Source organism: Pantoea sp. R102 (genome assembly GCF_004916815.1).
GTDB classification, from domain to species: Bacteria; Pseudomonadota; Gammaproteobacteria; order Enterobacterales; family Enterobacteriaceae; genus Pantoea; species Pantoea dispersa.
Window position 1 is genome coordinate 14369 of the sequence record NZ_SDFT01000043.1, and the last position, 20313, is coordinate 34681.

At 58.0% G+C, this 20313-nt stretch carries 19 protein-coding genes; 15 read left to right on the top strand and 4 right to left on the bottom strand.

Annotated features, from left to right (window positions below; all coding sequences use genetic code 11):
* Window positions 1-99 precede the first annotated feature (99 nt).
* The 4 genes from envC (at window position 100) to ERD80_RS05920 (ending at window position 4511) form a co-directional block, all read left to right on the top strand.
* The gene (gene envC / locus ERD80_RS05905; RefSeq protein ID WP_136546188.1) at window positions 100-1401 is read left to right on the top strand and encodes a murein hydrolase activator EnvC; all 1302 of its coding nucleotides are present in this window, start codon (window positions 100-102) and stop codon (window positions 1399-1401) included.
* 3 nt (window positions 1402-1404) lie between these two features.
* Window positions 1405-2310 (top strand): divergent polysaccharide deacetylase family protein, encoded by a 906-nt coding sequence (locus ERD80_RS05910; RefSeq protein ID WP_136546216.1) that lies wholly within the window; start codon window positions 1405-1407, stop codon window positions 2308-2310.
* A gap of 67 nt (window positions 2311-2377) precedes the next feature.
* Entirely contained in the window at window positions 2378-3607 is a 1230-nt protein-coding gene (locus ERD80_RS05915) for a glycosyltransferase (protein WP_136546190.1), read from the top strand.
* Window positions 3600-4511 (top strand): hypothetical protein, encoded by a 912-nt coding sequence (locus ERD80_RS05920; protein ID WP_021507059.1) that lies wholly within the window; start codon window positions 3600-3602, stop codon window positions 4509-4511. The genes ERD80_RS05915 and ERD80_RS05920 overlap by 8 nt, the downstream gene beginning before the upstream one ends.
* A gap of 30 nt (window positions 4512-4541) precedes the next feature.
* Here ERD80_RS05920 and tdh read toward each other — a convergent pair whose 3' ends face one another.
* On the bottom strand, window positions 4542-5570 hold the full coding sequence (gene tdh, locus ERD80_RS05925; RefSeq protein ID WP_136546192.1) for an L-threonine 3-dehydrogenase: 1029 nt from the start codon (window positions 5568-5570) through the stop codon (window positions 4542-4544).
* A complete protein-coding gene (locus tag ERD80_RS05930) occupies window positions 5567-6778 on the bottom strand; it encodes a glycine C-acetyltransferase (protein WP_136546194.1) in 1212 nt (403 codons plus the stop codon). The genes tdh and ERD80_RS05930 overlap by 4 nt, the downstream gene beginning before the upstream one ends.
* 231 nt (window positions 6779-7009) lie before the next feature.
* Here ERD80_RS05930 and rfaD point away from each other — a divergent pair, with 231 nt between their 5' ends.
* Genes rfaD through rfaC form a run of 3 tightly spaced genes read left to right on the top strand, consistent with a single transcriptional unit; the run spans window position 7010 to window position 9977 of the window.
* Window positions 7010-7942 carry an ADP-glyceromanno-heptose 6-epimerase gene (gene rfaD, locus ERD80_RS05935; RefSeq protein WP_021507062.1) on the top strand — a complete coding sequence of 311 codons (933 nt, stop codon included), beginning with the start codon at window positions 7010-7012 and terminating at the stop codon, window positions 7940-7942.
* Window positions 7943-7959: 17 nt separating this feature from the next.
* Entirely contained in the window at window positions 7960-9003 is a 1044-nt protein-coding gene (gene rfaF, locus ERD80_RS05940; RefSeq protein ID WP_136546196.1) for an ADP-heptose--LPS heptosyltransferase RfaF, read from the top strand.
* A 2-nt stretch (window positions 9004-9005) separates the two neighbouring features.
* A complete protein-coding gene (rfaC, locus tag ERD80_RS05945; RefSeq protein ID WP_059010944.1) occupies window positions 9006-9977 on the top strand; it encodes a lipopolysaccharide heptosyltransferase RfaC in 972 nt (323 codons plus the stop codon).
* A 14-nt stretch (window positions 9978-9991) separates the two neighbouring features.
* Here the strand turns inward: rfaC and ERD80_RS05950 are convergent, their stop codons facing one another.
* Window positions 9992-10957, bottom strand: coding sequence for a deacetylase (locus ERD80_RS05950; RefSeq protein ID WP_127833500.1), 966 nt, complete (start codon window positions 10955-10957; stop codon window positions 9992-9994).
* A gap of 314 nt (window positions 10958-11271) precedes the next feature.
* On the opposite strand from ERD80_RS05950, the gene ERD80_RS05955 reads away from it, so the two are divergent.
* The 8 genes from ERD80_RS05955 to coaD all read left to right on the top strand — a co-directional run bounded on the left by ERD80_RS05955 (window position 11272) and on the right by coaD (window position 19441).
* Entirely contained in the window at window positions 11272-12396 is a 1125-nt protein-coding gene (locus tag ERD80_RS05955; RefSeq protein ID WP_021507066.1) for a glycosyltransferase, read from the top strand.
* Between the two features lie 43 nt (window positions 12397-12439).
* A complete protein-coding gene (locus ERD80_RS05960) occupies window positions 12440-13561 on the top strand; it encodes a glycosyltransferase family 9 protein (RefSeq protein WP_059010939.1) in 1122 nt (373 codons plus the stop codon).
* Window positions 13542-14543, top strand: a complete 1002-nt coding sequence (locus ERD80_RS05965) for a glycosyltransferase (RefSeq protein ID WP_136546198.1) — start codon at window positions 13542-13544, stop codon at window positions 14541-14543. Before ERD80_RS05960 ends, ERD80_RS05965 begins: the two co-directional genes overlap by 20 nt.
* Window positions 14544-14616: 73 nt before the next feature.
* On the top strand, window positions 14617-15693 hold the full coding sequence (gene rfaQ / locus ERD80_RS05970; protein WP_021507069.1) for a putative lipopolysaccharide heptosyltransferase III: 1077 nt from the start codon (window positions 14617-14619) through the stop codon (window positions 15691-15693).
* Entirely contained in the window at window positions 15686-16819 is a 1134-nt protein-coding gene (locus ERD80_RS05975) for a glycosyltransferase family 4 protein (RefSeq protein WP_136546200.1), read from the top strand. The genes rfaQ and ERD80_RS05975 overlap by 8 nt, the downstream gene beginning before the upstream one ends.
* Before the next feature lie 85 nt (window positions 16820-16904).
* Window positions 16905-18179, top strand: a complete 1275-nt coding sequence (gene waaA / locus ERD80_RS05980; protein ID WP_021507071.1) for a lipid IV(A) 3-deoxy-D-manno-octulosonic acid transferase — start codon at window positions 16905-16907, stop codon at window positions 18177-18179.
* A gap of 3 nt (window positions 18180-18182) precedes the next feature.
* Window positions 18183-18959 (top strand): glycosyltransferase family 2 protein, encoded by a 777-nt coding sequence (locus tag ERD80_RS05985; protein ID WP_136546203.1) that lies wholly within the window; start codon window positions 18183-18185, stop codon window positions 18957-18959.
* On the top strand, window positions 18956-19441 hold the full coding sequence (gene coaD, locus ERD80_RS05990) for a pantetheine-phosphate adenylyltransferase (protein ID WP_136546205.1): 486 nt from the start codon (window positions 18956-18958) through the stop codon (window positions 19439-19441). The genes ERD80_RS05985 and coaD overlap by 4 nt, the downstream gene beginning before the upstream one ends.
* Here the strand turns inward: coaD and mutM are convergent, their stop codons facing one another.
* On the bottom strand, window positions 19442-20251 hold the full coding sequence (gene mutM / locus ERD80_RS05995; RefSeq protein WP_088516674.1) for a bifunctional DNA-formamidopyrimidine glycosylase/DNA-(apurinic or apyrimidinic site) lyase: 810 nt from the start codon (window positions 20249-20251) through the stop codon (window positions 19442-19444). It lies immediately after the preceding gene.
* Window positions 20252-20313 lie beyond the last annotated feature (62 nt).

Sequence of the window (20313 nt, forward strand, 5' to 3'; positions counted from 1 at the left end):
AATCTTTATCCCGGTAAGCTGTGGCCGACATCTTTCGTAAAGCAAAACCCGGCCGGGATAACTGGTAAGCGGCTGTTCATCGTGGAATAATTATCGACTATGAAGGGAAAAGCGACCGTTACACACACAAGGACCCGTTACAACGACCCGGCATCTCCGTTGTCATTTCGCTGGTCCGATATCTCCCTCAGCCTGCTTTGTGCGGGTGCGTTGCTGTTGCCCGTCGCCGCGCATAGCGCCGATGACAGCAAAACGCAGCTAAAGTCCATTCAGCAGGACATCGCCGAAAAAGAGAAAAGCGTTAAAGCGCAGAAGCTGCAGCGCAGTAAGCTGCTGGATCAGCTGCAGAGTCAGGAAAAAGTGATTGCCCAGGCCAGTCGCCAGCTGCGTGAAACCCGCAACAGCCTGAGCGCGCTGAACGGCGAAATCGCCCAAATCACCGCCGCCATTGCCCGGCTGGAAAAGCAGCAGGCGCAGCAGGAAAAACTGCTGGCGCAGCAGCTGGATGCCGCGTTTCGTCAGGGCCAGCACAACGGCGTACAGCTGCTGCTCGGCGGTGAAGAAGCACAGCGCAGCGAACGTATTCTGGCCTATTTTGGCTACCTCAATGCCGCCCGGCAGAAAAACATCGACGAGCTTAAGCAGACTCAGCAGGAACTGGCGCAGCAGCGTCAGGCGCTGCAGGGCAAGCAGGAGCAGCAAAAGTCGCTGTTAGCGCAGCAGCAGACGCAACAGAACAAGCTGGAAACCGCCAGCGCCGCGCGTAAGAAAACGTTGTCCGCACTGGAGAGCGCGCTGGAGAAAGACCAGGCCGATCTGGTCGAGATGCGCCAGAACGAAAGCCGCCTGCAGGACAAAATTGCCAAAGCCGAACGTGAGGCGCGCGAACGGGCGCAACGCGAAGCGCGCGAGGCGGAAAAAGTGCGCCAGCGTCAGGCCCAGGCAAAAGCCAAAGGCTCCAGCTATTCCCCTACGCAAAGCGAGCGCGAGCTGATGGCGCGCACCGGCGGCCTTGGCCGGCCGGGCGGACAGGCCATCTGGCCAGTACGCGGTCGCATTGAACATCGCTTTGGTGAAGCAATGCAGGGCGAACTGCGCTGGAAAGGCCTGGTGATTGATGCGCCGGAAGGCACTGAAGTCAAAGCCATTGCTGATGGTCGCGTGCTGATGGCCGACTGGCTGCAAGGCTACGGCCTGGTTGTGGTCGTCGAACACGGTAAAGGCGATATGAGCCTTTATGGCTACAATCAGAGCGCGTTGGTGAGCGTCGGTGCGCAGGTGAAGGCAGGACAGCCTATCGCCCTCGTGGGCACCAGCGGCGGCCGCGGCACGCCCTCGCTCTACTTTGAAATTCGTCGTCAGGGACAGGCCGTCAACCCACTGCCGTGGTTAGGAAGATAAGTGTTGTTTCAGTCCCAAAAGCTTAGCGCCGCCCTGTGCGGGCTGTTTTTCACCTTTGCCGCCCATGCGGGAAAACTGGCTATCGTCATTGACGACTTCGGCTACCGCCCGGCTGAAGAGAATAAAGTGCTGCAGATGCCCGCCGCGATTTCTGTGGCGGTGCTGCCCAATGCGCCTCATGCGCGGGATATGGCAACCAAAGCGCATCAGGGCGGTCACGAGGTGCTGATTCACCTGCCGATGGCGCCGCTGAGCAAGCAGCCGCTGGAAAAGGATACGCTGACGCCGGAGATGAGCAGCGAAGAGATCGCGCGCATCGTGCGTGACGCCAGCAACAAAGTGCCGTATGCGGTTGGCCTGAACAACCATATGGGCAGCAAAATGACCTCCAGCCTGCCCGGCATGCAGAAAGTGATGCAGGTGCTCAATCACTACAACTACTACTTCCTCGATAGCATGACCATTGGCAACAGCCAGTCGGTCCCGGCCGCACAGGGCACGCAGGTTAAGGTGCTGAAGCGGCGCGTATTCCTCGACGACAGCCAGAATGAAGCGGCGATTCGCACCCAGTTCACCCGCGCAGTGAAGCTGGCACAGCGTGATGGCTACGCCATCGCTATTGGCCATCCGCATCCCACCACGGTACGGGTGTTGCAGCAGATGTTGCCGACGCTACCGGGCGATATCACCCTCGTCCGCCCCAGCCAGTTGCTCAACGAACCGCTGCGCCAGGGCGCTACGCCGCCGGCCAGCACGCCGGTGCAACCGCGTACCCCGGTATTCCGCGCGCCTGGCGTGTGTAAGCCGGGCCAGCCGCTGCCTGCCGTACCGCAGAGTCGTGCGGTGGAGGTGGTGACAGAGAGCATTACCGGCAGTTCACTCGTGCAGTCGCTTAAACAGCTATTCTGATTATCAGGCGCAGCGGGCTGCGCCTTATTTAACGCCACACCTTTTCCGCGCAAGGATATCGGAACAGATGACGTCAACCAGAAAGAAAATTCTGCTGCTGGATACCGGGCGCGAATGGGGCGGCGGCACCAACAGCATGCTGGAATTACTCAAGCGCATCGATCGCCAGCGTTTCGCTATCACCTGCTGTTTTTATCAGAATTATGCGCGTGGCAATCAGGAGACCATTGCCTCGGTATTAGACGCGATCGGCATTCCGGTGCTATTTATTGCGCAGCGCCGCCAGCCGCTCTGGGCAAAAATCACCAAAGAGTTGCTGCGCACCCTGCTGTTTTTTAACCGCGCGGTGAAAAAAAGCGCCATCGACCACATCGATCGCCAGTGGCGCATGCAGCCTAACGCCCGCCAAATCGCGACGATTTTACGCGACGGTGGCTATGATGCGCTGTACATGAATAATCAGCCCAGCACCAACGTTGAAGGCTATCTCGCCGCTGAACAGACTCACGTGGCGTTAATTCAGCACTGCCGCATTGACCCGTTACTCAATAATGCGCTGGTCAACATGATTAATCGGCATTGTGATGCGGTGATTGCCGTGTCACAGGGCGTACACCGCACCTTAAGCGAAAGCGGTGTTGATGCGCAGCGCTGCTTTACCGTATCCAACGCTATCGATATTCATCAGCCGCTGCCGGTGCGTGAGGCGGTGCGTCAGCGCTTTGATTATCCCGCGGATACCTTTATTTTCGGCTCCATCGGTTCCCTGATTGCGCGTAAATCCAACCATCATATTTTGCAGGCGCTAGGTGCATTCAGCCGCGCGCATCCTGCCGCTAAATGGAAAATGGTGATCGTCGGTGCCGGCCCGGAGCAGCAGCACTTACAGCAGCTGGCACAAAAAGAAGGGATTGCCGCGCAGGTTATTTTTACCGGCTTTCAAAATAACGCGCTGGATTATCTGGCGGCATTCGATACGTTTATTCTCGCCTCAGCCAGTGAAGGGCTGCCGCGCGTGGTGCTGGAAGCGATGCTGGTGAATACGGCGGTGATAGGTTCGAATGTCGTCGGTACGTCGGAATTAATTCAACACCGCGAGACCGGTTTACTGTTTGACTATGGCAATACGCAACAGCTTAGTCAGCATCTTAGCGCGCTGTGGCAGGATACTGTACTGCGTCAGCGTTTAATCGCCGCCGCCGCCGCCCGGGTGCGCGAGCGCTACAGCATTGAACATTACGTGTCGGGCGTGGAAAACATTCTGGAAAACGTCATGGAGAGAAAAAAGCATGTTTGATTTTTTAAATAAACACCGTCGCTATATTCTCTCGCGCCACAACATTCCCGCCACGCAGGCGGATGCGCAGGGCACAATTGCCGTCAGTTCTGTGGTCATTCCCTGTACCGGCGCTGATTACATTGAAGAAGCGGTGCTCAGCGCTTATTTTGCCAGCCGCTGCGCCGACACCATCAGCGAAATTGTCATCGTCAGCGATCAGCCTTCCAGCGCTTTTCCGCCGCTGCCGGCACGCGTGCGCGTGGTGACGCTGGAAGTGCCGTTTCGAGAAGAAAACTACCGTTATAAACAGATCTACCGCAGCCGCCTGATAAAACTTCAGGCCCCCTTGCAGGCGACCGGTGAAGGTATATTGATGATCGATTCCGATCTCAATTTATTGAAAACGCCGGATATTGCGATGCGTGAGCATCATCTGTATAGCAGCTTCCGTCAGGGCAAGATGATCGCCAAACTGGCCGGCGCACCAGAAGAACATATTCCGGCCTATTACCACCACACCGTTCGCCCTTATTTGCAGGATCACGTGAATGGCGCCTACCTGGCGGCCTCCCGTCGCACATGGCAGCGTATTTGTCCGCTGTGGCTGACGTTATTTAATGATACCTGGGAATTGATGAACGACGACCAGCCGCCAACCGATCAGCTACCGCTCGCTGCCCTGCTCGACCTGCTGGATGTCCGCACGGTCAATCTGGGCGAATGGGCTAACTGGCCGGTGTCGAAACGCATTGGTGGTCAGTCGGCCGTGATTCCACCGCAGGTGATTGGCGCGCATGGCGGCTTTCCCTTAAGTGAATGGCAAAAATATTTGCAGGATCCGCACCAGCCGCTGAGCTTCAAAGGCCAGGACTACACGCGAAAGGTGCGTTACCTGACCGATGCGGAAAAACAGCAATCCTGAGCGTCACCGGCCCGCAGGCCGGTGTGTCGTTTAATCCCAGCTCAGCACCACTTTGCCTGAACGCCCGGAACGCATCTCGTCGAAGCCCTGCTGGAAGTCGTCGATGTGATAGCGATGCGTGATGATTGGGGTCAGATCGAGGCCGGACTGAATCAGCGCGGCCATTTTGTACCAGGTTTCAAACATCTCACGGCCGTAAATCCCCTTGATAAACAGCCCCTTAAAGATAACCTGATTCCAGTCAATCGACATCTCACCCGGCGGAATGCCCAGCAGCGCAATGCGTCCGCCGTGATTCATGGTCTCCAGCATGGTACGAAACGCCGGCGGCGCGCCGGACATCTCCAGTCCGACATCAAAGCCTTCGGTCATGCCCAGTTCCGTCATCACCTCGCGCAGATTCTGCTGCGCCACGTTGACCGCACGCGTCACGCCCATTTCACGCGCCAGCCCGAGGCGGTACTCATTGATGTCAGTGATCACCACATTCCGCGCGCCGACGTGTTTACACACCGCTGCCGCCATAATGCCAATCGGTCCGGCACCGGAGATCAGCACGTCTTCACCTACCAAATCAAACGAGAGCGCGGTATGCACCGCGTTACCGAACGGATCGAAAATCGCCGCCAGCTCGTCGGAAATATTGTCGGGAATTTTGAATGCGTTAAACGCCGGGATCACCAGATATTCAGTAAAGCAGCCCTGACGATTAACCCCGACACCCACGGTATTACGGCATAAATGGGTACGGCCGGCGCGACAGTTGCGGCAGTGGCCACAGGTGATGTGACCTTCGCCTGATACGCGATCGCCGATGGCGAAACCCTTCACTTCCTGACCGATACCGACCACTTCGCCCACGTATTCGTGGCCGGTGATCATCGGCACCGGAATGGTTTTGCGCGACCAGTCGTCCCAGTTATAGATGTGCACATCGGTGCCACAAATGGCGGTTTTGCGGATTTTAATCAGCAGATCGTTATGACCGGGCTCCGGCACCGGCGCGTCGTGCACCATCCAGATCCCCTCTTCCGCTTTCAGTTTAGCCAATGCTTTCATCCGTTGGCTCCTGCAGTGATAACCTCTAACTGTTGTCCGATGCGCGTGAAGGCCGCCACCGCGTGCTCCAGTTGCGCCTGAGTGTGGCCGGCAGAAATCTGCGTGCGAATGCGCGCCTGGCCCTGCGGCACCACCGGATAGAAGAAGCCGGTAACGTAGATGCCTTCCTGCTGGAGCAGGCTGGCAAACTGCTGCGCCACTTTGGCATCGCCCAGCATCACCGGAATGATGGCGTGATCGGCACCGGCCAGCGTAAAGCCCGCGGCGGTCATTTTTTCCCGGAAGAAGCGGACGTTTTCCCACAGCCGCTGCCGCAGCCCATCGCCTTCGTTCAGCAGATCCAGCACGCGCAGCGACGCGGCCACAATCGCCGGTGCCAGCGAGTTAGAGAACAGATAAGGGCGCGAGCGCTGACGCAGCCATTCAACCACCTCGCGTTTTGCCGCCACGTAACCGCCGGACGCGCCACCCAGCGCTTTACCCAGCGTGCCGGTCAGAATATCCACGCGATCCATCACGCCGCAGTATTCATGCGTGCCGCGTCCGCTTGCGCCGACAAAGCCTACCGCGTGCGAGTCATCCACCATCACCAGCGCATTAAACTCATCGGCCAGGTCGCAAATGCCCTGCAGGTTAGCGATCACGCCATCCATGGAGAACACGCCGTCGGTGGCAATCAGCAGATGGCGCGCCCCCTTGTCGCGGGCCTCCTGCAGGCGCGCGCGCAGCTCAGCCATATCATTGTTGGCGTAACGATAGCGCTGGGCTTTGCACAGGCGGATGCCGTCGATGATCGACGCATGGTTGAGCGCATCCGAGATAATCGCGTCTTCCGCGCCCAGCAGGGTCTCAAACAGCCCGCCGTTGGCGTCGAAGCAGGAGGAGAACAGGATAGCTTCTTCCATGCCGAGGAACTCCGCCAGCCGGCGCTCCAGCAGCTGATGGCTGTCCTGCGTGCCGCAGATAAAACGCACCGACGCCATGCCAAAACCATGCGTGTCCATGCCGTCTTTGGCGGCCTGAATCAGCGCCGGATGGTTCGCAAGGCCGAGATAGTTATTGGCGCAGAAGTTAATCACCGGCGGGCTATTGGCGACGTTGATTTCCGCCTGCTGCGCCGAGGTCAGGGTGCGCTCCTGTTTGAACAATCCGTCCTGCCGCGTTGTCTCAAGCTGTTGCCGGATTTGTGAATAGAACTGATCGGACATGATTCTGCTCCTCAGATAGCAAAATTTTGGCACATATTACTGATCGAAAAGCGAATGGACGACAATTCAGCCAGGGAAATCTCCGTTTTGCAGCATAGTTCACGCGGCGCGCAGGATTTGTGCAGCGCGATCGGCGTCATCTGGCTGTCCGCATCGGGCTGAAATGTTATGATGTTAGGTATTCGTGCGTGAAACCTCCTGTTTCACCCCAACTGTTTAAAGGCAAAGCATATGATTATCGTAACCGGCGGCGCGGGCATGATTGGCAGCAACATTGTGAAAGCGCTCAACGATCGCGGTCATACCGATATCCTGGTGGTGGATAATCTGAAAGATGGCACCAAATTCGTGAATCTCGCGGATCTGGACATCGCGGATTACATGGATAAAGAGGAGTTCCTCACCTACATCATGTCGGGTGAAGATCTGGGTCCGATTGAAGCGGTGTTCCATGAAGGTGCCTGTTCAGCCACCACCGAGTGGGACGGTAAGTACATGATGGATAACAACTATCAGTACTCAAAAGATCTGCTGCACTTCTGCCTCGAACGTGAAATCCCGTTCCTGTATGCCTCATCGGCCGCCACCTATGGCGGGCGTAACGAGAACTTCATTGAAGAGCGCCAGTACGAGCAGCCGCTCAACGTGTACGGCTACTCAAAAATGCTGTTCGACCACTATGTCCGCCAGATTCTGCCGGAAGCAGATTCGCCAGTGTGCGGCTTCCGCTATTTCAACGTGTACGGGCCGCGTGAAGGCCATAAAGGCAGCATGGCGAGCGTCGCGTTCCACCTCAATACGCAAATCAGCAACGGTGAAAATCCTAAGCTGTTCGAGGGCAGCGACAGCTTCCGTCGTGACTTCATCCACGTTGATGATGTAGTGGCAGTCAATCTGTGGTGCTGGGAAAACGGCGTATCCGGCATCTATAACTGTGGTACCGGCCGCGCCGAATCTTTCCAGGAAGTGGCGGATGCGGTGCTGAAGTTCCACCAGCAAGGCCAGATCGAATACATCCCGTTCCCGGACAAACTGAAAGGGCGCTACCAGGCCTTTACGCAGGCGGATCTCAGCAAACTGCGCGCCGCGGGCTATGACAAACCGTTTAAAACCGTTGCGCAGGGCGTGGGCGAATATATGGCCTGGCTGAACCGTCACGCATAAGGAAACCGGCACCGGCGATGAAAATTCTGGTTATTGGCCCCTCCTGGGTCGGCGATATGATGATGTCGCAAAGTCTCTATCGCACGCTGAAACAGGCGCACCCTGAGGCGGTAATTGATGTGATGGCGCCGGCCTGGTGCCGGCCGCTGCTGTCACGCATGCCGGAAGTGAATCAGGCGCTGGCGATGCCGCTTGGCCACGGTGCGCTGGCGCTGGGTGAGCGCCGTCGCCTGGGCAAAGCGCTGCGGGCCAGCGGTTACGATCGCGCCTATGTGCTGCCAAACTCGTTTAAATCGGCGCTGGTGCCGTTTTTTGCCGGCATTAAACGCCGCATCGGCTGGCGCGGTGAAATGCGCTATGGCGTGCTGAATGACGTGCGGGTGCTGGACAAAGCCGCGTTTCCCTTAATGGTGGAGCGCTATGTGGCGCTGGGCTATGACCAGCCGGTTGCGGCGGCAGCACAGTTGCCGCAGCCGCTGTTGTGGCCGCAGCTGCGCGTCGACGACGATGAAAAACGCATGACCGCGGCGCAGTTTGCGCTGTCGGCCGATCGCCCGGCCATCGGCTTCTGCCCCGGTGCCGAATTTGGTCCCGCGAAGCGCTGGCCACACTATCACTACGCCGCGCTGGCAGAACAGCTGATTGCTGAAGGCTATCAGGTGCTGCTGTTCGGCTCGGCTAAAGATCGGGAAACCGGCGAGGCGATCCTGCAGGCGCTGCCGGACACGGCACGCGCGCACTGCCGCAATCTGGCGGGCGAAACGCAGCTGGAGCAGGCGGTGATTCTGATCGCCCACTGTGCTGCGGTCGTCAGCAATGATTCCGGACTGATGCACATTGCCGCCGCGCTCAACCGGCCGCTGGTGGCGCTGTATGGCCCGAGCAGCCCGGATTTCACGCCGCCGCTGTCCCATCAGGCGCACATCATTCGCCTGATTACCGGCTACCACAAAGTGCGCAAAGGCGATGCCGCAGAGGGCTATCACCAGAGCCTGATTGATATTCAACCGGCACGCGTGCATCAGGAACTCAATGAGTTACTGCATCCGGTGCAGGAGTAACCATGCACGTTTTGATTGTTAAAACCTCGTCGATGGGTGATGTGCTGCACACGTTGCCGGCGCTGACCGATGCGATGCAGGCGATTCCCGGCATTCGCTTCGACTGGGTGGTGGAAGAGAATTTTGCGCAAATTCCTGGCTGGCATCCGGCCGTCGACAAAGTCCTGCCGGTGGCGATTCGTCGCTGGCGCAAACACTGGTTTGGCAGCCAGCAGCGCGAAGAGCGCGTGCAATTCAAACGCGAGCTGCAGTCACGTCAGTACGACGTGGTGATTGATGCCCAGGGGCTGATTAAAAGCGCCGCGCTGGTGACGCGCCTCGCCAAAGGCATCAAACATGGCCAGGACAGCCGCAGCGCACGCGAACCGTTCGCCAGCTGGTGGTATGACAAGCGTCATGAGATTGGCAAGCAGCAGCACGCCGTGGAACGCACGCGCGAACTGTTCGCCAAAAGTCTGGGCTATGAAAAACCGGCCACGCAGGGCGACTATGCCATTGCCGGTCATTTTCTCGCGGCACAACCGCAGGATAGCCAACCGTACCTGGTGTTTCTGCACGCCACAACGCGCGACAACAAACACTGGCCGGAAGATCACTGGCGCCAGCTCATCGCGCGGGTTCAGCCCACTGGCCTGCGCGTCAGGCTGCCGTGGGGCGCCGAACACGAGCACCAGCGCGCGCAGCGGCTGGCAGCAGGGTTTGATCATGCAGAGGTGTTGCCGAAGCTGACGCTGGAGCAGGTGGCGCAGCAGCTGGCGGGCGCCCGTGCGGTGGTCTCGGTGGATACCGGTTTGAGCCATCTGACCGCCGCGCTGAATCGCCCCAACATCACCCTGTTCGGCCCGACTGACCCGGGACTGATTGGTGGCTATGGCAGGAATCAGCATGCGTTACGGCCCGCGCAGGGCAGCAGCAGCATGGCAGACATTCAGCCTGACGACGTGATGGCCATGCTGGCTGAGATCGCGCTGTAACGCGATTGGGCTGTTTAGCGCTGCTGGTGCTTCAGCTGCGCAAATTCAGTGAGCGTCATGCCCTGCGTCCGGGTCGCCAGCCAGCTGAACAGGCCTTCCAGATCGTCATACAGGCGTTCAATATCAGCCTCCGTTTTAAACGTGGGGCTGCCATCTGGCATAAACTCGGATGAATGCAGCATGAACTCGACGTAGTCATTACCCTGACTGAGCGTCTGTTCTGCCACCTGCTTCATCTGGGCCAGATTGCCGCCCACCGGCCGCAGCCAGTTCACTGACGGTCCGCGCTGCCTGCCGCGGATGCCATTCCACATTTTTTTAAGCTGATTGGTCAGCGTGCCATAGCGATACTGAATGCTCATCGGCAGTTCCAGCAGCGGGCTGTCGCCCGGCCTGGAAATATCCTGTTCATCAAGGAAATAAGCGCGATCGGGGAAATGGCTGTAATCCGTTCCGCCCTGTCCCTGCGGTGCACCCTGCGCATTACGCCAGCTCACGCGCGGCGTAACCGAGCAGTCAACCAGATAGCCCTGATCGATCAGGGCGCGGGCGTACACTTCATTAAATGCCCAGCGGCCGGCGCGGTGGCTGGTCATTTTACGCTGAAAAGCGTTCTCCAGCAGATCGGTCATAAAGGCGACTTTATCGCGCAGGACGTTTTCCGGATATTCGATCAGATAAGGTTGGTAACGCCACTCATCGTCGGTCAGCGCATATTCAGGTGGACTGTACCAGGCATGTAAATGCATACCGATTTCGCCCTGACCGCGCGCCAGCAGATCGCGCCCGAACTCGACATAAGCCGGGTCACTGGCCATCTCATAGTTGGTCAGCCAGGTCGGTTTAAAAGCGTATTTCTCACACAGCGCCTGGAAGCGCGGTAAAAACCGGACGTTATGGGTAGTGACCTTGCCGCTGCGATTGCGCCACAGGTTATCCCCTTCGGTATCAAGGGTAATTAAAAAGGCAGGTTTTTCCATAACTTATCCGGTGAATTACAGTGTTATAATCGCTATGGTACGCAACGCTCCTGACGGGCGCAAACTTTTCCCATGCGGGTTCGAGGGGAAGTCGATAGCGGTATAAGATTAGTTAAACTAGAATAATTTAAACTCTTCACTGGCCTGAATTTTATCAATTAACCGAGCGCACGTTCGTGTAAAATTACCTGGCCATAAAAATAATTAATTGAATTTTCTTATATTAAGTCCTGATAGCACCGGGAATGATAGCAGCTAAGTCTTTACAGCAGACTGGCATGTAGGGGTAAAAAATTTTGTCGAAACGCATTTTAATGGTGATTGATGGCCTGCCGGGCGGCGGCGCCGAAAAAGTCGTACTGACTCTGGCGGGGGGCTTCCTCAGTCAGGGACACCAGGTTTCGATCTTCTCATTGCGGAAGGTATGTGATTACCCTATTCCGGCTGGCGTGGATTACCAGGTGATTCTTGATCGCTGTAACCACCCGTGGCGCAAGCTGACAGAAACATGGCGCCGCGCGCGCCTGCTGGATCGTGCGGTGCGCGACAGTGAAGCGCGGCACGGCAAATTTGATCTGATCCTCTCTCATCTGCATAAAACTGACCGCATTGTCAGGCAAACGCCGGCGCTCGATGGAGACAGGACCTGGTTCTGTCTGCACGGCGTGTTTTCTGCTTCGTATCTGGCACGTAAAACCGGCTTCTCGCTGTGGCTGAAGCGGCTGAAAATCCGTCACGTTTATCAGGATCGCCAAATCGTTGGGGTTTCGCAGTACGTCATCGACGATATGGTGCAAAACATTGGCGTACAGCCCCGCCAGGCCAAAGTGATCGCCAATCCTTTTGATTTTGACAGCCTCGCCCGACTGGCGGCAGAACCCTGCCCGTTGGCCGGCACCGATTTCCTGGTGCACGTGGGACGCTTCCATGAAACCAAACGCCATGACCGCCTGCTCGAAGCTTATGCCCTGAGTGGCATCACCGCGCCGCTGGTTTTGCTGGGACAGGGAAGCGAAAAAATAACGCAAAAATTGCGTGAGCAGGCGCAGAATTCAGGCATTGCAGAGCGCGTGCGCTTCGAAGGTTTTCAGCGCAATCCTTATCCCTGGATACGGCACGCGCGCCTGCTGGTGGTCAGCTCCGACAGTGAAGGTTTTGGTAATGTGCTGGTCGAAGCCCTGAGCTGCGGCACCGCGGTGGTCAGTACGCGCTGTCCGGGCGGTCCTGTTTCGATCCTCACCGGCGAACTGTCACGCGGTCTGGCAGAGATGAATGCAACATCGCTGGCAGAAAAAATGCGAGAAATTTATACAACTCCCCCCAGGTTGCAACATCTGGACTTAAGCATTTATAGTTTGAGCGTTGTTTGCCAGCAATACCTGCAGCTTATTCAGGTGGCGGAGACGTCATTTTCAACCACGCAGCACGTTTCAGGTTAACAGGTCCCCCATGACGGTGTGACCGAATCATGGGGATGACTACTTGACGTACGTACTACTGTTTATTCTTTTTTCGCCGGTCAAATGGGTGATGAAGTTTGTTCATGGCCGCACCGGTAAAAATCTGGTGATACAGACCGCTAAAATTGGCGACTATATTAATATCACGCCGTTATTATCCCACCTGGGAAAAAGCGATGCCCTGCTGAGCTATAGTGTCGCCCCGCTGGCTGAACGTGACGCCACGCTGGAGCACATCTGGTATATCGAAGATCACCGCTCCGGTTTGATGAAAAAAATAAAACTGGTGTGGCAGCTGCTCAATCGCTACGACAATATTTATTTGCTGCATCCCACCAATCTCAATTTATTTATTGCCGCCTGCTGCAATGCCAGCAACAAACAATTTCTTTCCAGCTATCGGCGCAAAGGCTATCAGGGCCTGTTTTATTTAACGGCCAGCGGCGTGGTTTATCACGAGAAAAATACCTTAACGCTGGAAAATTACCTGAAACTGGCCGATCGCTCTTTTACCAAAGAGAGTTATCCCAAACATGCCACTCTGCCACTGTGGCAACCGGAAACCCTGCCCGCGGAAATTACGCAGGCGCCGGGCATCCGCATTGGTATTAGCGTGACGGCAGGGAATCAGGCCAAAACCATTCCGCCGTTAATCTGGTGTCGGCTTTTCGACCACCTGAACGATCTCCCCTGCACTTTTTTTGCTTTCGGCGCACCGAATGAACAATCACGCGTTCAGGAGTTGTTTAAAGTTGCCGGTCAGCGAAACAATCTGGTGAGTCTGGTAGGTAAAATTCCGCTCGAGGCGCTGCCTGCCGCCATTAACGAGATGGATTTCTATATCGCCTCGGATTCCGGCAATGTGTATATTGCCGACGCGCAACAGGTACCGGTGATTTTAATTTATGGTCCCTGCTGCGTAGAGGAGCAAAGGCCGCTGGGTGACGTGCTCTTAATTGGCCCGAACCACATCGCGCCCTCCTCGTTTGTGTTCGCTGCGCAATACAAATTTGCCCATCCGGTTGAACAGCTGTTCGAGCTGGATGAACGCAAGCTAAATGATATCCATGATTTTATCCGCACCCGGCAGCAGCAGCGCCTGGCGCGACGGAACAACGAAGAACATGACAGCGCAGCCCGATAGCTCATCCCCGCTACTCAGTCTCATTATCCCGATGTTTAACGCTGGTGCTGATTTTACTGGCTGTATCAATGCATTGCTGGCGCAAACCCTGACGTCGCTGGAGATCATCATTGTTGACGATGGCTCCACCGACGGTTCCGGCGAGCGCGCCGACGCGCTGGCGCAGCAGTACCAGCATATTCAGGTGATTCATCAGCCGAACGGTGGCGTGTCGCGTGCGCGTAATGCCGGGCTGGCCGTGGCGCGGGGTAAATACGTCAGCTTTCCCGACGCCGACGACACCATGGACCCGGCGATGTACCAGACGCTGGTCGACATGGCGGAGCGCGATCGGCTGGACGCTGCGCAGTGCAACGCCGAGTGGTTTTTCAAGGCCAGCCAGACCATTAAGCCGATGATTCCGCGGGATCGCCTCACCAGCACCGGCGTATTAAGCGGGCCGGAGTGGCTCGACAAGGCGCTGAAAACCCGGCGTTACCTGCACGTCGTGTGGCTCGGTATCTACCGCCGTGAGCTGATCGAACAGCTTAATCTGCATTTTGAACCCGGTCTGCATCATCAGGACATCCCGTGGACCACCGAGTTCATGCTCAACGTTAAGCGCGTGCGCTACACCGATCGGGTGCTGTATCGCTACTACATGCACGATGCGTCGATCAGCAACCGCAAGCGTACCGGCCAGCATAACGTCGACTATCAGCGTCACTACCTGAAAATCGCGCGCATGCTGGAAGAGATTAATACGCGCTATCGTCACAAGGTGAAGATTTACCCGAGCTTCCACGCGCAGATTACCCGCGAAGCGCTCAGCGTGTGCCACGCTATCCGGCGCGAACCGGACGCCGCAGCGCGCCAGGCAATGATCGCCGATCTGTTTAGCAGCAAGACGCACAAACGCATGTTGCGCAATGCGCGCGGCGCGCGTCAGTGGTATCAGCTGCTGCTGTGGCTGAGCCGCATTTATCGCTGGCGCAATAAATAAGCGCCCGCCGCGGCTTTAACCCCTCCAGGGTTTGCCCTACAATCAGCTCACTGAATTTTGAGATGATTTGAGTATGGCAAGCCCGATTCCAGCCCACTTTGCACCGCAAAATATTTTGCTGATAAAGCTGCGTCATCATGGCGATATGCTGCTGACCACGCCTGCCATCAATGCGCTGCGCCAGCGCTATCCGCAGGCCAACATTGATGTGCTGCTGTACAAAGAGACGCGCCCGATGCTGGAAGCGCATCCGGCGATCCGTCAGCTGCATATCATCGATCGCAACTGGAAAAAGGAAGGCGGCTGGCAGAAGTTTCGCCATGAGGTCGCGCTGGTGCGGGCGGTGCGGGCCTGCCATTACGATGTGGTGATTAATCTGGCCGACCAGTGGCGCAGCGCCATTATTACCGGCCTGTCCGGTGCGCCGGTGCGCATTGGCTTTGCGTACCGCAAGCGCGACAACGCGTTCTGGCGCTGGTGCCATAACCAGCTGGTTTCCACCGACCGTCACCATCAGCTGCATACCGTGGAACAAAACATGACGGCGCTGCAGCCGCTCGGCATTCCCACCGCCGGGGCGACAGCCTCCATGCATTTCAGCGCCGCCGACCAGCAAAAAGTGCAGGACGTCCTCGCTCAGCAGTCGATTACCGGCCCGTTTGTGGTGCTGCAGCCCACCTCGCGCTGGGTTTTTAAGTGCTGGGAAGATGAAAAGGTGGCGCAGCTGATTGATGCGCTGGCCGCTGATGGTCGCAGCGTGGTGCTGACCGCCGCGCCCGATCAGAAAGAGCTGGCGATGATCGCCCATATCCAGTCGCTGTGCCGCACGCCGAACGTGGTGTCGCTGGCAGGCCAGCTCTCGCTGCCGCAGCTGGCGGCGCTGATCGACGCCGCACAGCTGTTTATTGGCGTCGATTCCGCACCAATGCACATGGCCGCGGCGCTGCAGACGCCGTGCCTGGCGCTGTTCGGCCCGACCAAGCTGCAGCACTGGCGCCCGTGGGGCGACAATAACCGCGTTATCTGGGCGGGCGACTATGCGCCGCTGCCGTCACCGGATTCGATCAATACCAATACCGAGCAGCGCTATCTGTCTGCCATCCCGGTTGAGGATGTGCTTGCCGCCGCCAGGAGCCTTTTGCATGACTAAGTTACGGCTGGCGATTGTCCGGCAGAAATACCGGCCGGACGGCGGTGCCGAGCGCTTTATCTCACGCGCGCTGGAAGCGCTGGACAGCGAGCAGCTCGATCTCAACATCATTACCCGCAGCTGGCAGGGCACGCCGAACCCGGCCTGGCACCTGCACATCTGCAATCCGGCAAAATTCGGCCGCATTTCGCGTGAACGCGGCTTTGCCCGCGCGGCGCGCGCCTGCTGGGAGCGGGAAAAGTTCGATATCGTACAGAGCCACGAGCGCATCGCCGGCTGCGATATTTTCCGCGCCGGTGACGGCGTGCATCGCGTATGGCTGGAGCAGCGCGCGCGCATTGTTTCGCCGTGGCAGCGGCTGAGCGCCAGCCTGAGCCCTTACCATCGCTATGTGCTGCAGGCGGAAGCGGAGATGTTCAACGCGCTCTCGCTGAAAGCGGTGATCTGTAATTCGCACATGGTGAAGCAGGATATTTTGCGCCACTTCGCGCTGGATGCCAGCAAAATCCACGTGATTCACAACGCCATTGATAGCCAGCGTTTTCAGCCTGCCAGCGACACGCTGCGTCACGCCGCGCGTCAGCGACTCAACCTGCCGCAGGACGCCACGGTGATGATCTACGTCGGCTCCGGCTTCGAACGCAAAGGGCTAAAGGCCGCTATCGAAGCGGTCGCTAATAGCGATCGCTACCTGGTGGTGGTCGGCCAGGACAAACAGCTGGCGCGCTATCAGCAGCTGGCGAACCAGCTTAACTGTCTCGACCGCCTGCGCTTTGCGGGCGTGCAGCAGGACGTTCAGCCGTTTTATCACGCTGCCGATGCGCTGCTGTTGCCAACGCTGTACGATCCGTTCCCCAATGTGGTGCTGGAGGCGATGGCCTGCGGGCTGGCAATCATTACCAGCACCGGCTGCGGCGGCGCAGAATTTATCACCAACGGTGAGGAAGGTTTTGTCTGCGATGCTTTGGATATCAAAGCGTTAAACGAAGCGGTAATGGCAACGCCTGCACTTTCGCACAATCCGGCGCTGGGCGAAGCCGCACGTCGCAAAATTGAACCTTATGGTCCGCAAAGACTGGCGCAGGCGCTGACTTCGCTTTATCAGCACGTCCTGCAAACCCGTTGACGAAGTGGTATGAGCAGGCGGTCAGTTTCTGTTAACATGCCGCCTTTACTGTGTTTTTTGACGCGAACTGGTCGTAACCTTAACTATGACGACTCTCTATACAGCCCTGCTTTATCTGATTCAGCCACTGATCTGGCTGCGCCTGTGGCTGCGCGGTCGAAAAGCACCGGCCTATCGTAAACGCTGGGCGGAACGCTACGGCTACTGCAGCGGTAAAGTAGCGCCGCACGGCATCGTGCTGCACTCGGTTTCGGTCGGTGAAACGCTCGCCGCCGTGCCGCTGGTGCGCGCGTTGCGTCATCGCTATCCGACGCTGCCCATTACCGTGACCACCATGACGCCCACCGGCTCCGAGCGCGCCCAGTCGGCGTTTGGCAAAGACGTGCACCACGTCTATCTGCCGTACGATTTGCCCGGTTCAATCAACCGTTTCCTCGATACCGTCGACCCGCGGCTGGTGATTATCATGGAAACCGAACTGTGGCCGAACATCATTCGCATTCTGCATCAGCGCCAGATTCCGCTGGTGATTGCCAATGCGCGCCTGTCTGAACGCTCCGCCAGAGGTTATAAAAAGCTCGGCGGTTTCATGCGTGACCTGCTGCAGCGCATTACGCTGATCGCCGCGCAGAACGTTGAGGACGGCGATCGTTTCCTCAGCCTTGGCCTGAAGCGCTCGCACCTGGCCGTGACCGGCAGTCTGAAGTTTGATATCTCCGTTACGCCGGAGCTGGCGGCACGCGCGGTGACGCTGCGCCGCCAGTGGGCGTCGCGCCGGCCGGTGTGGATCGCCACCAGCACGCACGAAGGCGAAGAGGCCATCGTGCTCGACGCCCATCGCCGCCTGCTGCAACAGTTCCCGGATCTGCTGCTGATTCTGGTGCCGCGCCATCCGGAACGCTTTAAAGATGCCTGCAACCTGACGCAAAAACGCGGCTTCAGCTTTACCCTGCGCAGCAGCGGCGAGATCCCTTCCAGCGCCACGCAGGTGGTGATTGGCGATACCATGGGCGAACTGATGCTGCTGTACGGCATCGCCGATCTGGCCTTTGTTGGCGGCAGCCTGGTGGAGCGCGGCGGCCATAATCCGCTCGAGCCCGCTGCGCACGCCATTCCGGTGCTGATGGGCCCGCACATCTGGAACTTCAAAGATATCTGCGCCCGTCTGCAACAGGCGGAAGGGCTGATTACCGTTACTGATGTGGTGTCGCTGGAAAAAGAAGTGGCGAACCTGCTGCAGGATGACGATTATCGCCGCTACTACGGCCGCCACGCGGTAGACGTGCTGCACCAGAATCAGGGCGCACTGCAGCGTCTGCTACAGTTACTCGAACCGCATCTGCCTCCACGAGCTCATTAACGCATGTCGCAACGCCAACGTCTTTCCGTGGTGATGATCGCCAAAAACGAAGCTGAACTCCTTCCGGAGGCGCTGGCTTCCGTCAGCTGGGCAGATGAAATCATTCTGCTGGATTCGGGCAGCAGCGATGCGACCATCGAGGTGGCACGCGCGCACGGTGCGCAGGTCTATCACGCGGACGGCTGGGCCGGCTTTGGTAAGCAGCGTCAGCGCGCCCAGGCCTTTGCCAGCGGCGATATGATTCTGATGCTGGATGCCGATGAACGGGTTACGCCGGAACTGCGCCGCGCCATTGAGCAGGTGCTGACACAGCCGCTCAGCGATAAGGTTTATAGCCTCGGCCGCAGTAATCTGTTTCTCGGCCGCTTTATGCGCCACAGCGGCTGGTATCCCGACCGCGTGCTGCGCCTCTATCCGCGCCATCTGCGCTATAACGACAATCTGGTGCACGAATCGCTGGAGACGCAGGGCACGCCGGTGGTGGCGCTGCCGGGTGATTTGCAGCACCTGACCTGCCGCGACCTGATTGCCTTCCAGCGCAAGCAGATGAACTATGCCGAAGCCTGGGCGCAGGAGCGCTTTCAGCGCGGCAAGCGCTGCAGTATTCTCTCTGTTTTCAGCCACACCGCAGGCGCGTTTATTAAGACGCTGCTGCTGCGCGCCGGTTTTCTCGATGGTAAACAGGGCTGGATTCTGGCGGTGGTCAACGCACAATACACCTTTAATAAATACTCGGCGCTCTGGGCGCTGCATCACACCTCAACACAGGGCCGCGTATGAGCACTAAAGCGATTTATCCCGGCACGTTTGACCCGATGACGCTGGGCCATCTGGATATCGTCACGCGCGCAGCGCAGATGTTTGATCGCATCGTGCTGGCAATTGCCGCCAGCCCGGGTAAGAAGCCGCTGTTTAGCCTTGATGAACGTGTCGATCTGGCGCGCCAGGTTACGGCCCATCTGCCCAATGTTGAGGTGGTTGGCTTTAGCGATTTGATGGCGAATTTTGCCCAGGCGCAGAACGCGAACGTGCTGGTGCGCGGTCTGCGTGCGGTATCGGACTTTGAGTATGAGCTGCAGCTGGCGCACATGAACCGTCATCTGCGGCCCACGCTGGAGAGCGTGTTTCTGATGCCCTCCGAAGGCTTCTCATTTGTCTCGTCGTCGCTGGTCAAGGAAGTGGCGCGCCATCAGGGTGACGTGCAGGCATTTCTGCCTGCCGTGGTGCATCAGGCGCTGCTGGCGAAGCTGGCGCAGCCGTAATCAGTGCTGGCAGCGTGGACACCAGAAGGTGCTGCGCTGACCGTGTTTACCGCTGAGGATCGGCGTACCGCAGGCGCGACAGGGCTCGCCAGTGCGGCCATACACCTGCAGCTGCTGCGCAAAATAGCCCGGCTTACCGTCGGTTTGCAGGAAATCACGCAGCGTGGTGCCGCCCTGCTCAATCGAACGCAGCAGTACGGCTTTGATGGTGTTCGCCAGCAGTTCGGCTTCCGCTTCACTCAGGCTCATCGCCGGACGATCGGGTAAGATCCCGGCGGTAAACAGCGATTCGCTGGCATAGATGTTACCCACGCCCACCACCACTTTGTTATCCATCAGCCACTGCTTGATCACCGTGCGTTTGCCGCGCGACTTTTCATACAGATACCCGCCGCTGAAGGCATCGCTCAACGGTTCCGGACCAAGGTGCGCAAGCACGCTGCTGCCTTCCGGATCGGTAGTCCACAGCCAGGCACCAAAACGCCGCGGATCGGTATAGCGCAGCACTTTGCCATTGCTCATCACCAAATCGACGTGGTCGTGCTTCGCAGCCGGCAGTTCGCCGGGCAGGACGCGCAGGCTGCCGGACATGCCAAGATGAATGATGATCCAGCCGTGCGGCAGCTCCAGCAGCAGATACTTGGCGCGGCGCTGTACGCTGAGCACCGGCTGGTCACTCAGCGCGTGGATTTCATGGGAAACCGGCCAGCGCAGACGCGGATTGCGCACAATGGCATGCAGAATGGTTTCTCCCACCAGGTGAGGTTCTATACCGCGTCGGCTGGTTTCTACCTCAGGTAATTCAGGCATCTCATCTCCTCAACGTAGCGCAGAAACAAAAAACCCGGCCGGAGCCGGGTTTTTCGCAAGAA